Consider the following 15370-nt stretch of genomic DNA (forward strand, 5'->3'; position numbering starts at 1 on the left):
CCTTCCACGCGGCGGTGTTGGGACACCGCCGCCCGGCCCCTGGGCCTACGTCAGCCGCCGACCTGCTGGTTGTAGCCGTCCACGATGTTCTGCAGGGCCTTGTCGGCCGACTGCTGGCCGTTGATCGCCTTGCCGAGCTCCGTCTTGGTCGGGTCCTCGGTCAGGCTCTTGCCCTTCAGCACCCAGGCGGTCTGCGCGCCGTTGAAGTAGCCGGAGATCGGGGCGTAGAGCGGGATCTCCTGGTTGTAGAGCTTGAACGCCGCCTGCGCCGCCTCGGACTTGAAGGGGTACGTCGGGTTCAGACCGCTCTCGACCGGCAGGAAGCCGGACGCCTCGCACAGCGCCTGGTAGTGGGCCGGCTCGTACAGCCAGGACAGGAACTTCGTCGCGGCGGTGGCCGCGTCGCTGTTGTTGTTGAAGCCCACGACCATGCCGCCGCTGTTGACGTCACTGGCCTGCACCGGCTGGGCCGGGGTCGGGACGCTCGCCCACTCGAACTTCTTGATGCTGTCCGCGAAGGCGGGCACCTGCCACACGCCGGACCAGTAGGCGACGACGTCACCGCTCTGGAACATGGCGGACGGGTCGGCGCCGGACGTCCACACCGACTTCGGCATGGTCTTGTCGTCGTTCCAGCCGACGAAGGTGTTCACGGCCTTCTTGGTCGCCGCGTCCACCGAGAACTTGCCGGAGGAGTCCGCGTGGACGTACTGGCCGCCCATCTCGTACACCATGGCGCGCAGTCGCGACGGCGACTGGTCGAAGGTCAGGGAGTACTTGGCGCCGGTCTTCTCGCGGACCTTGTTGGCCGCGGCGATGAAGTCGGTCCAGGTCCAGGTCTTCGCCGGGTCGGTCGGGAAGGAGACACCGGCCTTCTCGAAGAGCGACTTGTTGATGAACAGGCCGGAGGCGGTGACGTCCGAGGGGATCGCCAGCACCTTCCCGGACGAGTCCTTCGCGATGAAGTTCGCGTTGATGTTGTTGCTCTTCTTGTTGGCGATGGACTTGAGGTCGATCAGCTTGTTCGACCAGATCGGGTCCAGCGCCGGCACGGCCGCGGCGTCGGGCAGGGAGTTGGCCTGCGCGGCGTTGTGCAGCTTCGTGGTGTAGCCGTCGTAGGGGATGTTGACGAGCTTGAGGTTGACGCCGGTTTCCTTCTTGTACTGCGCCACCATCTTCTTCCAGCCCGCATCCTGCCCCGGAACCGTGGAGATCCAGAACGTCAGCGACTTGGAGGTACCGCCGGAGCCGGAGTCCCCTCCACAGGCGGTGAGCAGCAGGGCTCCTGCCGAGACAGCGGCAGCGAGGGGAACCATGCGGCGCATACCGCCGCGGCCGAGCCGGCGCGAGCGCCGTACACCCACAGTGGTCATCTTCGATCCCTTTTTTCGTCGTAGGAGACGGTGCCCGGCACCGACCGAGCGGTACGGGGGCATTTTGCAGGAAAAGTCGCTTTCCGGGGGCGCGGCCTCGCCCGGCCGCGTCGTCCACGCGGAGTGAGGTCCCCGGCCGGTCTGGCCGTCACCGCACGGGCACGCCCTCGTGCGGTTGCCGTACGTCGAGTACGGGCGGGACGCTCGCCCCAAGCCGGCGTCCCGGCCGACTTAGAAAGCGCTTGTCCGGACATTGGCAGACCGAGTCCGAAACCGTCAATCCTTCGTCCGCGCCGCCTCGGTCACGGTTTGGACTCCTCTGGCCACCGCGAGGCGGGCGGCGCCCACCACGGTGCCCAGTTCTCCCAGCGTGCTACTGACCACCTCGGTGGGCCAGCTGAGCCGCTCCAGCTCGGCCCGCACACCCGGCAGGAGCTGCGGAAACGCGCCCGTACTGCCGCCCAGGACGAGCAGCCCGGGGTCCAGTACGGCGGTCACCGCGGCGGCCAGCCGGCCCACGTCCACGGCGTGCCGGTCGACGATCGCGCGGGCCGCGGCACTGCCCTCGCCGGCGAGCGAAAAGAGCCGATCGGCGGTACGAGGGCATGAAACGTCGGATTCCGGCCACGCTTGTGCGGCCCGGCGCAGCAGGGAGCGGGAGCCGATGTACTCCTCCAGGGCCTCGTGGCGGGGCTCCAGGTCGTCGTCCCAGGGGTACGGCAGCCGGGCGAGCTCTCCGGCCGCCCCGTTGGCCCCGGCCAGCACCTGGCCCCCCACGACGATGCCGAGACCGATACCGACGCCGATCCGCAGATAGCCGAAGGTGTGCCGGCCCCGGGCCGAGCCTTCGTGCAGCTCGGCGAGGGCGGCGCAGTTGACGTTGTTCTCGAGGTGGACGGGGACTCCGGGCGGCAGCGCGACGGCCACCGCGTCGAAGACGGGACCGGCCTTGGCCGTGGCGGGACGCATCCGCTGCGGCGCGGTGACGTCACCGACGGCCACCACGATCGTGCGCAGCGGGGCGTCGGCGGGCAGGGCCGAGAGCGCCTCCCGTACGACGTCGGCGGCGTCCTCCCGGGGTCCGGTGGCCTCGGCGAGCAGGCTGCCGTCCAGGGCGCAGCCGCGCACCCGGGTGACGGCGGGACCGAGGTCGACGGCGAGCACGGAGCCCGCGGCCGGACCGAGGCGGTATACGGCGGCGCTGCGGCCCGTACCGCCGGAGGAGGTGCCGGAGTGGGCCGCGAGCTGGACGCCCTCCAGTTCGGCGACGGCGGAGGAGACCGTCGGTTTGGACAGCCGCGCGAGGCTCGCGAGCTGCGGGCGGGTCGCGGTGCCCGCCTGGGCCAGCACGGCGAATACAGCGCTCGCGCTCTCGGTCAGACGGGGGGCTCTTACCACGTCGTGTTCCACACTTCCCCCAGGTGACAGGCCGCTCCCCCGCGCCGGGTCGGCTCGGCGGGAGGCGGCGATGGGTTGCCCTGGCGTCATACGTTCCCGGCCCGGACGGGGGGCCGGGGAAGCCGAGTGCGTGACGCCTATTGACACGCACTGTACTTCGTTAGTTAACTTCCTAACGAACGTCACGGTACTCGCCTGCCGTGGTCCGTCAGAAGCCTGTCCCGGGGCTTCGTTATGCATCAACTGCCTTGCCTCCAGACACGGTTCGCCCGCCGTCGCAGCACACAGCGCACCGACGAAAGAGGATCCGTGCAGGACACCCCTTTGTCTGGCCCTCTGGTGGTCGGCATCGACGTGGGCGGCACCAAGACGCAGCTCCGCGCGCTCACGGGCGACACCGTCGTGGCCGATCACGTCCGTCCCAGCAGCGGCTGGCGGCCCTGCGACCCCGTGGCCGCCGCCGGCTGGCTGGCGGCCCTGCTCACCGAGGCCCTGCCCAAGGGCGTACGCCCTTCCGCGCTGGCCGTCGGCGCCCATGCCTGCGAGACCGCGCGTCAGTGCGCGCAGATCCGCACCGCTCTCCAACTCCACTTCGACGTCCCCGCGCTGGTCGTGGGCGACGCCGAACTCCTCGTGCCCGCCGCGGGGTTGGACAAGGGGGTTGGCCTGGTCGCCGGTACCGGTTCGGTCGCGGTGGGCCGTCTCCCCGACGGCACCGCCGTCCAGGTCGGCGGCTGGGGCGCGCTCCTCGGCGACGAGGGCGGCGCCGCCGGTCTCGTCCGCGAGGCCGTCCGCGCCGTATGGGCGGCACACGACCGCGGTGAACAGCCCGACGCCCTCGCGCTCGGCCTGCTCGCCGCTTTCGACGTTCCCGAAGTACCCGGGCTCGGTGCGGCACTTGAGGCTGCCACCGCCCCCTCCGCCGAATGGGGCCGGCACGCTCCGGCCGTGTTCGCCGCCGCCGAGGCCGGTTCGGATCTCGCCCGCGCGGTCGTGGCCGAGGCCGGTCGCGCACTGGCCGCGCTCGTCCAACGGCTCGCCGCGCGCGGGGTGGTGGTCGACGACGTCGTCGTCGCGGGGAGCACGGTCCTCGCCCAGTCCTCGCTGTACGACGCCTTCGTGTCGGCCCTGGCCGACGGCGTTCCCACGGCCCGGACCCAGCCTCTGCGGGCGGCGCCCGTCGAGGGTGCCGTAGCGATGGCCCGTTCACTCGTATGACATGTTCCGGTCGTCGAGTCTCCCCCGCTCCGACATGACCCGCCCGTAGATCTTCGCTCGTAGGACTCCCGGCCGTACGGCCGCAGAACTCAAGAGAGGCTCCACCCATGCCGTCATCCGCCGGGCAGCACTCCGCCGCACCCACCATGAGACGACGGGGGTTCCTGAAGACCTCCCTCGGCGCCTCGGCCGGCGTCCTCGCCGCCCCCACGTTCGTCACCTGGCTGGCCGCCGCGGACGCCAAGGCCGCGACCGCCCCCGCCGCGTTCGTGGACGACTACAAGTCCAATGTCATGGCGAACCTGACGCCCGAGACCAACGCCGTGGTGCGGGTCCTGGGCGGCATGTCCGAGGTGTGGAAGACCGGCGCCGCCTGGAACACCGGCACCCCGCTGCGGCCCGAGATCCTGCGCGCCAACATGCGCTACTGCGCCCGCGTCACCCAGGCGCGCACCGAGGCCGAGGCCAAGGAGGCCTTCGTCTACGACCGTCAGCACCAGAGCTACGCCATGATCGGCGGCCTCGGCCCGCTGGCCGACCTCTACCGCTCCGGCGCCAAGGCGGTCACCTCGATCACCAGCGCCCCGGACACCACCCCGGCGACCACGATCAGCGACGCCGTGCCGGCGGGCGCCCCGGCCGGTTCCGCGATCGGCGCGGGTTCCTACGACTCCTCGCTCGGCCTGGTGGCCAAGCTGGTCGACACCGTGCGCGGCCCCTACGCCTCCGGCAACCCGGGCAAGTACGCCTTCCAGTACCCGCGGCCGTGGCGCATGAACGAGGACAGCGAGGTCGTCGACACCGGGAAGACGGACGCGCTCGGTTATCCGGTCTACGACTCCCAGGTCGTCGTCGCCGCCCAGCTGCTGCGGCAGCGCAGCACGTCGCCGGTGGACGACGGCGGCTTCCCGAGCGGCCACACCAACGCCTTCCACCTGGCGGCGCTGGCCTTCGCCTACGCCGTGCCGGAGCGCTTCCAGGAGCTGGTGACCCGGGCCTTCGAGCTGAGCCACACCCGGATCATGGCGGGCATGCACTCGACGGTCGACGTGATGGGCGGCCGGATCATGGCGACCGCGCTGGCCGCAGCGACGCTGGCCGACCCGGCGAACGCGGACCTGAAGGCCGCCGCCCGCGCCCAGGCGCTGGCGTACTTCACCCAGCAGACCGGCACCACGGCCGACACCCTCTTCTCCTACGCCCACGCGGACGCCTCCGACGCCTACGCGGACCGGGACGCCAACAAGGAGTCCCTCACGCCCCGGCTGACCTACATCCTCAAGCGCGAGGGCCGCAGCAAGCCGTTCACCGTGCCGAAGGGCGCCGAGGTCCTGCTGGAGACGCGCCAGCCGTACCTGAGCGCCGACCAGCGCCGTGAGGTGCTGCGCACCACCGCGCTGCCCTCCGGGTACGTCCTCCTCGACGGCTTCGAGCAGTGGGGCCGGCTCAACCTCTTCCTGGCGGCGGACGGTTACGGCGCCTTCGACTCCGACGTCACCGTCACCCTCGACGCGGCGGCCGGCGGCCTCAAGGCGGCCGACAGCTGGCGCAACGACATCGACGGGTGCGGCGGTCTGACCAAGCGGGGCAGCGGCACGCTCACCCTGACCGGCCACAACTCCTACACGGGCGGCACCTCGGTCGAGGCCGGCACCCTGGTCGCCGCCTCGGCCCACGCCCTGGGCCACGGCGACGTGCGGGTGACGGGCGGCACCCTCCAGGTGGCGACCAGGTCGACGGTCCAAGTCCACGGCAGTTACGCCCAGGAGTCGGCCGTCCTCGACGTCACCCTGCGCTCGGGCCGCGGCCCCGCCCTGGAGGTCACGCGGCGCGCGGTGCTCGGCAAGGGCAGCGCGCTCTCCCTGCACCTCGACGCCGAGAAGCCGCCCGCCGCGGGCAGCACGGTCCGGGTCCTCGGCGCGTCGGCGCTGCGCGGCCAGTTCGACCGGATCGAGCTGAACTCCGACACGCTGCGGGCCGTACCCGTCTACACGGCGGAAGGTCTGTCGGTACGACTCCTGAAGCGGTGACACCCCCATGGCGGGGGTGGATGCCAGAGTGGGCCCCATGAGGTTCCTCCGGATCGCCCCCGCCGCCGCCCGGTCGGTGTCGCCGCAGGGCGGATGATGGCGAGCGAACAGCAGACGGTCCTCGACACCGGACCACAGGACGACGAGGAGCACCCGCGGCCGGGCCCCAAGGGGCCGAAGGCCGCGGGACCGGCCAGGCGCTGGCTGGTGCCGCTCCTCGTCGTCGTGCTGCTCGGCCAGATGGCCGTCGCGATGGTCACCACCGCGGTACAACAGACCCCGACCATCGACGAGCCGGTCTACGTGGCGACCGCCGCCGAGTACCTGCACGGACAGGGCATCCGCTACAACCCCGAGCACCCGCCCCTCGGCAAGCTGATCGTGGCCGTGGGGGTCGCGATCGCCGACCCGCACGTCGACACCTCCTTCGACGGCCCGCAGATCGACCTGGGCCCGCACCTGCTGTACGAGTCGGGCAACGACCCCTGGCGGCTGATGCTGTGGGCCCGGCTGCCGGTGATCCTGCTGACCCTGCTGTTCGGGCTGGTCGTCTTCTCCTTCACTCGCGAACTCGCCGGACGGGCGGCCGGTCTCACCGCCCTCGCCCTCTACGCCTTCTCCCCCGACCTCGTCGCCCACGGCTCGCTGGCCACGCTCGATGTGCCCCTGGCCGGTTTCCTGCTCACCTCGGTCTGGCTGCTCTGGCGGGCCCGTCTGCGCCCACGGCTGTACGTCCCGCTCGCCGGTCTGGCGCTCGGCGCCGCCCTGGCCACCAAGATGAGCGCACTGGCCGCCGTACCGGTGGTCCTGGTGCTGGCCGCCCTCTCCGTGTGGCACGCCCGCAGGAACGTGGTCAGGGTGCTCGGCGCGGTGGCGGTGGCCGCCGTCACCGCGACCGCCGTCGTCTGGGCGTCGTACCTGGTCGTCGACCCGCGGCTGCGCTGGACCTCTCCGGACCCGCTTCCGGCCGTCCACGGCCTGCGCGGCACGCTCATCGACCTGCTCCCGTTCCCGTCGGCGTACGGGAACGGGATGCGCATCCAGTTCCACTTCGAGAACTACCCGTGGCAGGGCTTCCTGTTCGGGCGGGTGTACACCGGGCACCTCTGGTACTACCTGCCCGCGGCGATCCTGGTGAAGACCCCGCTGGGCCTGCTCGCGCTGTGGGCCGCCGGCGCGGTCGTGGTGGTGGCGGTACGGCGACTGCGGCCCGCGGCGCCCTATCTGCTGGTCCCCGCAGGGGTGTTGCTCGCGGTGGCGATGACGGGGTCCCGCGATTTCGGCACCCGGTACACGCTCTTCCTGCCCATGTTCCTCACGGTGGCTGCCGGTTGTGTCCTGGCGCTGCGCAGGCGGTGGGCGGTGGTCGCGACCTCGGCGTTGGTGCTGTTCGTCGCGGTCAGCTCGGTGCGGACGTTCCCCTACTATCTGCCGTACTCCAACGAGGCGTTCGGCGGGCCGTCCCGCACCCATCTGCGGCTGCACGACTCCAACGTCGACTGGGGGCAGGACCTCGGCCGGCTCGCGGACCGGCTGCGCGAGCGCTACCCCGACGAGCGGGTCTGGCTTGTCTACAAGGGCAGCGGGGCGCCCGCCGCGTACGGCATCGAGGCGTCCGATCCGCTCAAGGAGCCGGTCGCGGATGTGCGGGGGCTACTGGTCGTCTCGGACTCCTCGGTCGCCAAAGCGAAGGGAAAACTGGCCGAGTTGATCGACGGCAGCCGCGCGGTCGACGAGGTCGGCCACTCCATCACGATCTACCGCCGCTGAGTTCGGACCTGGCCTCACCGGGTCGCGTGCTCGAACCCGTCGGCGCTCACATGCCGCATCACCCGACTGGCAATGCGGTAGCGGCCGTTGGGCACCTCGCGGGCCTTGGTGATGTGCACGGTGAGCGGTCCGGCCCATTCGTAGCCGTGCCGTTCGCCGTGGCGGGCCAGGCTGTCGGCGAGGGCCTGGCCCACCTCACTGTCGCGGCGCGTGAGTTCGTCGTGCACGGCATCGGCGAGTTCGACGTCGTACGCGTTCGGAACCACCACGCGACGCTCGCTGCACACGACCACGTTACTGTCGCACTCGCGCCGCAACGCCTCGACGATCTCGACCGGCTCCCGGTCGAAGACCCGCGCCCACAGCGCTTCCCACCGGTTTTCCAGGGCCTGTTCGAGGGTGCTGAGCCCACTCATTCCAGCTCACTCCTCGGCGAAGTCGTCGGGGCTCACGTCCGCCTCCTCGAAGGCCTCGCGCAGGGTGCGACCGCTGCCGCCGGTACTGCTCGGGGTGGTCTCCCCACGGGATTCCAGGAGGTCGTCGGTGGTGTGCGTCCTGGGCCGGTTCTCCTCGGGCACCGTCATGCCGGAGCGCTCCTCGGTGTTCGTCGTACAGGGTGTCCGAGCGGCGGGTTCCCGTACCGGGGCCGGATATCCGCCCTCCTGGGCAGTTGCCGGATGCCTTCGTACAAGCGCTGGTCACCGAGGTGCGTGAGCTATGTTGAGTCCCCGTGGGAGACAAACGAGGAGCCTCGGTGCCATCGTCGCAGCAGGCACGCGCGCAGGCCTCCGCGATCACCTCGGGCAAGACAGTCCCGGAGGAGGAGGCCGCCCCGACCTCCCGGCTCAGGTCGCTCTTCGACCGGCCCCGGCTCTCCCCGGGACAGCGGCGCATCGCGCAGTACCTGATCGAGCACATCAACGAAGCGGCGTTCCTGTCGATCACCGATCTCGCGGAGCGCGTCGGCGTCAGCCAGCCCTCCGTGACGCGGTTCGCCTCGGCGGTGGGCTTCAGCGGCTATCCCGCCCTGCGCGAGAGGCTCCAGGCCATCGCGCTGAGCAGCCTCGCCGGCGGACCGCACGCCGACGAGGAGAGCCGCGGCAACGAACTGCAGGCCGCGGTCGACGCCGAGATCGAGAACCTGGAGAACCTGCGCCGCGACTTCGGCGACCCCGCCCAGGTCGTCGACACCGGCCGACGGCTCTCCGAGTCGACCCCGCTGACCATCCTGGGCCTGCGCATCTCGGCGTCGCTGGCCGAGTACTTCGCCTACGCGGCGCGCCGGATCCATCCCGACGTACGGCTGGTGACGCGCGGCGGGAGCGTCGCCTACGACGCCCTGCTCCAGTCGCGCGAGGCGGGTGGCACCTGGGTGCTCGCCTTCTCGATGCCGCGGCACGCCCAGGAGACCCTCACGGCGATCCGCGTGGCCCGCTCGGCCGGGCTGAAGGTCGCCCTGGTCACCGACCTCACCCTCGGGCCGGTGGCCGACGAGGCGGATGTCGTGCTGACCACCGGCACCGGCTCCCGCCTGGTCTTCGACTCCTACGCGGCCCCCGGAGTGCTCGCCGCCGCCCTGCTCCAGGCCATGACGGACGCCGATCCGGAGCGCACCCAGGCGCGGCTCGAGGAGTACGAGCAGATCTCCGACCAGCACCACTTCTTCCTCAGGGACTGAGCCTCGGGGACCGAGCCCACCACCCCCGGTCGAACCGGTTCACAACGGGACCCATCCGCTCACAGCACACATGAATGTTTTCATACGCCTTGCAAAGCGGACGGCATATATAAATACTTCTCACGGTCCGCCCCGCCTGCCGGGGCGTCCAGGGCGAACACCCCGTGCCGCCGTCTCCTACCCGCGTCGGCGCCAAGGGTGTTCGGTCGGGCATCGCCTGTGCGAGCGCCCATGAGCGGCCCCGGTCATCCCCTAGACCGGGGCCGCCCGAACCGTCGACCACCCCGCACGACGCCGCACACCCGGAAGCGATCACCATGACCGTGACGACCACGCACACCGCCACCCGCACCGGCCAGGACTGGCCCTGCCAGGTCAAGGTCCCCGGCAGCTACGACTGGGAGCGCTCGGCGGCCAAGTGGCTGCGCGAGCTGGTGCCCGCGCGGTACGCCAGCTACCCGGCCCTGATCAGGCACCCCGTCCTGCTCGCCCGGCACGCGCACATCCAGGTCCAGAACGAGATCCGGGTCGCCCGCACCGCCCTGCAGACCGCGCGCGCCGACCTGCCCGCGCTGGGCCTTCCGGAGTCGGTCATCGAGCACACCATCAAGCTGTACGCGGCCGAGGTCCTCCAGCTCCAGCACATCGCCCGCAGCGTCCGCGCGGTCACCCAGGCCCTCGTCGACAGCCATCACGGCCGCTGACCCGACGGCCGGAGCGCCCGCGGGGCATGACCGCGGCCGTCCGTGGCACCCGTGGTGACCATGGGCACCACGGAAGTCCGGCGGGGCGATCCCGTCACCACGGTCCTCACCTGGCAGGTGCGACCCGGCCGGGAGGAGGAGTTCGAGCGCTGGACGCTCGGCATCACCCGCTGCGCCAGGCGCTTCCCCGGCAACGAGGGCGTCTCGTGGCTGCGTCCCGAGGACGGGCACCGGTTCCACGCGGTGCTGCGCTGGTCCGACGCCCACCGGCTCTCCGCCTGGCTGGAGTCCGAGGAGCGGGCCGACTGGCACGCCCGCATCGAGGGCATCGCCACGGAACTGGGCAGCGAACGGCAGTCGACGACAGGGATGGAGACCTGGTTCAGCCTGCCCGGCACCACGGTGCGGCCCCCGGTCCGCTGGAAGATGGTGCTCACCACGTTCCTCGGCGCCTATCCCTGCGTCCTGCTGATCCAGTGGCTGGCGACGCCCCGTACGGCCTCCTGGCCCCTGCCGCTGCGCGCGGCCGTCTTCCCGGTGGTGCTGCTGCCGGTGCTGACCTATCTCGTGATGCCCCTCCTCAGCCGCGGCCTGCGAAGGTGGCTGTATCCGCCCCGGGACGACTGACCGCGCCGACCGCGTCAACACGAGGGGTCACCGGTGTGTGGGATCCGTGGGCCCAAGACCACGATCGTCGTGTTCCGTGTGTGGGATGCTCAACCCGTGACGAGCGAGCCCGCCGACACCTCCCAGGCCGAAACCGCGCCCGACACGGCGACTCTCGCCAAGGTCGTGGCCCGCCAACGCGCCGAGATGGACCGGCTGCGCGACCAGGCCGCCACATCGGCGGTGCTGGAGCGGGCCAAGGGCGCCCTCATGGCGCTGACCGGATGCACCCCGGACGCGGCCGGCGAGGAGCTGCTCCAGCGCGCCAAGGCCGGCAACCGCACCCTCCTGGAGGAGTGCTGGATCACCCTCGGCACCCTGGTGCCCCCGCCGCACAGCGGGACCGGCGGGACGGCGGGTGCCGATGAGAAGGCCCGTGTCGACAAGGAAAGCGCCGGTGAGAAGGCCCGCGCCGACGAATCCTCCGGCGTGGACGAGGGCTTCACCGTGCTCGGCCGGCTTGGCAAGGCGCTCGTGCATGTCGGGACACCCGCCGACCTCGCCCGCTGCCTGCTGGAGCATCTGGCGTCGGAGGCCGAGGCGGACGCCGTGATGCTCTTCCGGGCGCTGCCGGCCGGCGGACTGGAGCTGATCGGGCACGCGGGGATCGACGACACCCTCGCCGCCCAGTGGAGCCAGGTCCCGCCGCTCGCCGGCATCACCGCGCTCGACGCGCTGCGGGCCCGCGAGCCACGCTGGCTGGAGGACCCCGAGGCGGACCAGCAGCGGTATCTGCTCATCGGGGACCCGCCCGAGCGCTGGCTGACCCGGGCCTGGCTGCCCGTAGCGGCCGGGTCGGGGCCCGACGTCTGCATCGGCGTCCTGCGGGCCACCGGCGCGCCGTTCACTCCGCGCACCCGGCAGCTGCTGCCGGCCGTCGCCCGGCTCTGCGCGGGCTGGCTGCGCTCGTCCGCCGCCCGTGCCGAGGCCGGCGCCGGTGTGCCGACCGCCGCGACCCAGCCGGTCTTCGACTCGCTGCCCGGGGCGGCGATGCTGCTCACCCCGCTGCGCGGCCCCTCCGGCGAGACGGAGGACTACCGCATCGACGCCGCCACTCCGGAGGCGGTCGACGTCGTCGGCCGCACCGGCCGGTCACTGCTCGGGCGGCGCATCCTGGAGTGCTTCCCGAGCATGGCCGACGAGGCGCTGTGGCAGGGCTGTCTGCACACCCTGGCCACCGGCGAGTCCTTCGGGGGCGAACCCTTCGCCCACCAGCAGATGGTCGCGGGCAGCGCCGAACTGTCCACGTACGCGATCCACGCGGCGCGGCTCGGCGCCGCCCTGGTCGTCACCTGGGTCCGGCACGACTCCTCGGACCGCCAGGAGCAGCGGCTCGCGGACGTCCAGCGGCTGGGCAACCTGGGCTGGGCGAACTGGAACCTCGTCACCCACGAGGTCAGCTGGTCCTCCCAGGTCTTCGCCGTGCTCGGCCGGGACCCCGCGCTCGGGCCGGTCCGGCTCGACGGCCTCGCCGGGCTCGCGCTGCCCGAGGACGCCCCGGCGCTCTCCCGGGCCGTCACGGAACTCCTGCACACGGGACGGCAGTTCGACGTGCCCTTCCGGATCCGCACCGGGGCCGGGACCCGCCATCTGCGGATGGTCGCCGAGGCGGTCGCGGACACCGAGGGCCGGCCGGTCGAGGTGCACGGCTTCGTGCAGGACCTCACCGCGCAGCGCACCACGGAGCTCGCGCTCGTCGAGAGCGAGCAGGCGATCATGACCCAGCACGACCTGCTGCGCGCCGAGCGGGAGATGGCCGCCCGGCTCCAGCACGCACTGCTGCCGCTGCCGACCCGGCCGGTCCGGCTGGCTGGGCTGCGGGTCGAAGTCGCCTACCTGCCCGCGCAGTCGGGGATCCATGTCGGCGGCGACTGGTTCAGCGCGATCGAACTGCCCGACGGCGACGCCCTGTTCGTGGTCGGCGACGTAGCGGGACACGGCATCGACGCGGTGGCCACCATGGCCCAGCTGCGGTTCACCGCCAAGGGCATGGTGATCACCGGCTCGTCGCTGACCGGTGCGCTGGCCCGGCTCAACACCCTGCTGCTGCACTCCCGCGACTCGCACGGCACCGCGACCATGGTCCTGGCCCGCTACCACCCCAAGGAGCGCTGCCTGGAGTGGGCGCAGGCCGGTCATCCGCCGCCGCTGCTGGTGCGCGACGGCGAGGTCGGGTATCTCGGCCGCCCCGACGGCATCCTGCTCGGGGCGTGCGCCGCCCCCGAGTTCCGGGCGGCGCGCTGCTTCCTGGAGCCGGGCGACCGGATCCTCCTGTATACGGACGGCCTGGTGGAGCGGCGCGCGGAGGGCGTCGACCGGGGCCTGGAGCGGCTGGCGGAGGCCGTCGCCAAGCATCCCTGCGACGAGCCCGGCTCCCTGGTGCCGCTGCTCACCTCGGTGCTGGACGGCGAGCGGCGCGACGACGTGTGCGTGGTGGACATCCGGGTGCCGGCCACGCCGGAGTGACCGCCCACCTGCGGAGGTTCAGTCCGCCGGGTGTCCGGGCTCGATGCCGCTCGCCGCGGAGAGCCGTAGCAACGGAGTCTCGCGCGTGTTCTCCCGCTCGCCCCAGGCCACGGGCTCCAGCACGAAGCCCTCGTGGTCGCCGCCGTCGACGCGCAGGACGACCGTGCCGACGAACCACGCCGCGGCGTCCTCGAGTACGACGGCCCCACCGCCCTCCTCCCGCCGGCGAACCCCGGCGAACTTGTCGGTCCGGTCCCCGGTCCGCCCGCCGAACAGCTCGGCGAGGTCGCACTGTTCGCGGGTGAGCAGGTGGACGGCGAGCCGTTCGGCGGCGCGGGCCACTCGGTAGGTGTGGTTGACCTTCGACAGCCACACCACGTACCGGAGCGGGTGGATGGAGCACTGGGAGGCGAATCCGACGAGACAGCCCGCCAGTTCGCCGTCCGCGGCGGCGGTCACCACGCACATCTCGGGGTCGAGCCGGTCGATGAAGGCGTCCATGCCCGCCATCCTCGCCGGTCACCCGCCGCCCGTGCGGGACTCCAGGTCGCGCCGTGTGTCGTCGCCGTACACGCCGTCCTCGTCGCCGCGGATCCCGTACCAGAGCTGGAAGCGGGCCACGGCGGCGCGGAGGGTGGCGTCGTAGGTGCCGTCGGTGGAGCCGTGGGAGTAGACGTCCGGGATGCGCAGCAGGCGTTCCTGGAGGTCGGTCACCTCCGGGCCGCTGTCGCCCTCGCGCAGGGTGCCGGCGCCGTCCGGGTCGACGTCGCCGGTGGCCGCCCGGGACGGGGGCGCGGAGGCCGCGGCGCTGGTCGGGGCGGGCTGGACGGGGGTGTCGTCGGCGCGGGCGTCGCCCCGCCCGGAGAGCAGCAGCGCACAGCCGAAGCCGATCACCGCGGCGACGGTCAAGGCTGCCGCGAGCACGGTGCGGCGCAGGCCCGGCACCCGGTCGACGGGGACGTGCCGCGCGGCGGACGCGGCGTGGGCGTCCTTGACCGGGGGCAGTTCCTCGGTCGCGCCCTCGGAGGCCGGCGACCGGCCGCTCAGGGTGATCGACTCGAATCCGGTGTGCCGGCGCGGCATGTCCTTCATCAGCTCGGCGAGGGCGTCCGTGCGCCGCGGTCGCAGCACGCGGATCGGCTCGATCGGCTCATTGTCCGGCTCCTGCCCCCGCTCGGACGGTGTCGGCATCCTGGTCTCCTTCCGTCCCGTGCACCACGGGCCCGCACGGCGTCTCCCCGGGGAGTGATACGGGGCGACGGGGCCCGAATGTTCAGCACGGGCACGGCACACCCATCGAGAGCACTCAGTTCCCTCACATCGCTGCACCGAGTGCCATCCGGTCCGTCCGGGTGCTACGTTCCCGACCATGAGCTCCACGAAGCCCCCCATGCGGGACGCCTTGGTCGCTGCGGCCTTCCAGCTCTTTGTGGAGCGGGGGTACGAGCAGACGACCGTCGACGACATCGTGGCGCTCGCCGGGGTGGGGCGCCGGTCGTTCTTCCGGTACTTCCCGTCCAAGGAGGACGTGGTCTTCCCGGACCATGAGCGCTGCCTGACCGACATGACGGCGTTCCTGGCCGCGAGCCACCCCGGGTGCGAGCCGCTGGAGCGGGTCTGCGAGGCGGCCCGGCTCGTCCTGCGGATGTACACCGACAACCCGTCCTTCTCCGTGCAGCGCTACCGGCTCACCAAGCAGGTGCCCGGCCTGCGCGCCTACGAGCTGTCCGTGGTGTGGCGCTACGAGCGGGCCTTCGCGGAGTACCTGCGCCGGCGCCTGTCCGGGCGGACCGACGGCACGCTCCAGGCCGACGTGATCGCCGCGGCGGTGGTCGCGGCGCACAACAACGCGCTGCGCTCCTGGCTGCGTTCGGACGGACAGGGGGAGGCCGTCGAGCGGCTCGACCACGCGCTCGGGTACGTGCAGTCGTCCTTCGGCACCTCGGCCGCCCCGACCGAGGACGTCGTGGTGCTCGTCTCCCGGCGGGGTGCGCCGCTGTGGCGCGTGGTCCAGGAGATCGAGTCGGCGATCGGACGCGACTGAGCCGACCGCCGGACGGCCGAAAT

Annotated in this window: 14 protein-coding genes; 8 read left to right on the plus strand and 6 right to left on the minus strand. The window is 72.2% G+C overall.

Going from position 1 to position 15370, the window contains the following annotated elements:
* Positions 1-50: 50 nt before the first annotated feature.
* Together ABZ896_RS18895 and ABZ896_RS18900 are read right to left on the minus strand one after the other, a co-directional pair.
* Complete coding sequence (locus ABZ896_RS18895; protein WP_360929748.1) at positions 51-1373, minus strand: extracellular solute-binding protein; 1323 nt, start codon at positions 1371-1373, stop codon at positions 51-53.
* A 276-nt stretch (positions 1374-1649) separates the two neighbouring features.
* A complete protein-coding gene (locus ABZ896_RS18900) occupies positions 1650-2771 on the minus strand; it encodes an ROK family protein (RefSeq protein ID WP_360929751.1) in 1122 nt (373 codons plus the stop codon).
* 309 nt (positions 2772-3080) lie between these two features.
* On the opposite strand from ABZ896_RS18900, the gene ABZ896_RS18905 reads away from it, so the two are divergent.
* The 3 genes from ABZ896_RS18905 (at position 3081) to ABZ896_RS18915 (ending at position 7789) form a co-directional block, all read left to right on the plus strand.
* Positions 3081-3989: a BadF/BadG/BcrA/BcrD ATPase family protein gene (locus tag ABZ896_RS18905; protein WP_360929754.1), complete on the plus strand. Its 909-nt coding sequence runs from the start codon at positions 3081-3083 to the stop codon at positions 3987-3989.
* Between the two features lie 107 nt (positions 3990-4096).
* Entirely contained in the window at positions 4097-6019 is a 1923-nt protein-coding gene (locus ABZ896_RS18910) for a phosphatase PAP2 family protein (protein ID WP_360929757.1), read from the plus strand.
* A 93-nt stretch (positions 6020-6112) separates the two neighbouring features.
* A complete protein-coding gene (locus ABZ896_RS18915) occupies positions 6113-7789 on the plus strand; it encodes a phospholipid carrier-dependent glycosyltransferase (protein WP_360929760.1) in 1677 nt (558 codons plus the stop codon).
* 14 nt (positions 7790-7803) lie between these two features.
* On the opposite strand, the gene ABZ896_RS18920 is transcribed toward ABZ896_RS18915, so the two are convergent.
* Together ABZ896_RS18920 and ABZ896_RS18925 are read right to left on the minus strand one after the other, a co-directional pair.
* Positions 7804-8205, minus strand: coding sequence for a DUF3662 domain-containing protein (locus tag ABZ896_RS18920; protein ID WP_360929763.1), 402 nt, complete (start codon positions 8203-8205; stop codon positions 7804-7806).
* Positions 8206-8211: 6 nt separating this feature from the next.
* Positions 8212-8373, minus strand: coding sequence for a hypothetical protein (locus ABZ896_RS18925; RefSeq protein ID WP_360929766.1), 162 nt, complete (start codon positions 8371-8373; stop codon positions 8212-8214).
* Positions 8374-8543: 170 nt separating this feature from the next.
* On the opposite strand from ABZ896_RS18925, the gene ABZ896_RS18930 reads away from it, so the two are divergent.
* The 4 genes from ABZ896_RS18930 (at position 8544) to ABZ896_RS18945 (ending at position 13303) form a co-directional block, all read left to right on the plus strand.
* A complete protein-coding gene (locus ABZ896_RS18930; RefSeq protein WP_360929768.1) occupies positions 8544-9467 on the plus strand; it encodes a MurR/RpiR family transcriptional regulator in 924 nt (307 codons plus the stop codon).
* Positions 9468-9784: 317 nt separating this feature from the next.
* Positions 9785-10171 (plus strand): hypothetical protein, encoded by a 387-nt coding sequence (locus tag ABZ896_RS18935; RefSeq protein WP_360929771.1) that lies wholly within the window; start codon positions 9785-9787, stop codon positions 10169-10171.
* A gap of 60 nt (positions 10172-10231) precedes the next feature.
* Positions 10232-10798 (plus strand): antibiotic biosynthesis monooxygenase, encoded by a 567-nt coding sequence (locus ABZ896_RS18940; protein WP_360929773.1) that lies wholly within the window; start codon positions 10232-10234, stop codon positions 10796-10798.
* Positions 10799-10984: 186 nt separating this feature from the next.
* Positions 10985-13303, plus strand: a complete 2319-nt coding sequence (locus ABZ896_RS18945) for a SpoIIE family protein phosphatase (protein ID WP_360929932.1) — start codon at positions 10985-10987, stop codon at positions 13301-13303.
* 18 nt (positions 13304-13321) lie between these two features.
* On the opposite strand, the gene ABZ896_RS18950 is transcribed toward ABZ896_RS18945, so the two are convergent.
* Positions 13322-13813 carry a flavin reductase family protein gene (locus ABZ896_RS18950; protein WP_360929776.1) on the minus strand — a complete coding sequence of 164 codons (492 nt, stop codon included), beginning with the start codon at positions 13811-13813 and terminating at the stop codon, positions 13322-13324.
* A 9-nt stretch (positions 13814-13822) separates the two neighbouring features.
* Positions 13823-14494 carry a peptidoglycan-binding domain-containing protein gene (locus ABZ896_RS18955; protein ID WP_360929779.1) on the minus strand — a complete coding sequence of 224 codons (672 nt, stop codon included), beginning with the start codon at positions 14492-14494 and terminating at the stop codon, positions 13823-13825.
* A 178-nt stretch (positions 14495-14672) separates the two neighbouring features.
* Between ABZ896_RS18955 and ABZ896_RS18960 the strand changes: the two genes are divergently transcribed.
* A complete protein-coding gene (locus tag ABZ896_RS18960) occupies positions 14673-15347 on the plus strand; it encodes a TetR family transcriptional regulator (protein WP_360929782.1) in 675 nt (224 codons plus the stop codon).
* The last annotated feature ends 23 nt before the right edge of the window (positions 15348-15370 follow it).

The organism is Streptomyces sp. NPDC047072 (assembly GCF_040643855.1).
Taxonomy (GTDB): Bacteria; Actinomycetota; Actinomycetes; order Streptomycetales; family Streptomycetaceae; genus Streptomyces.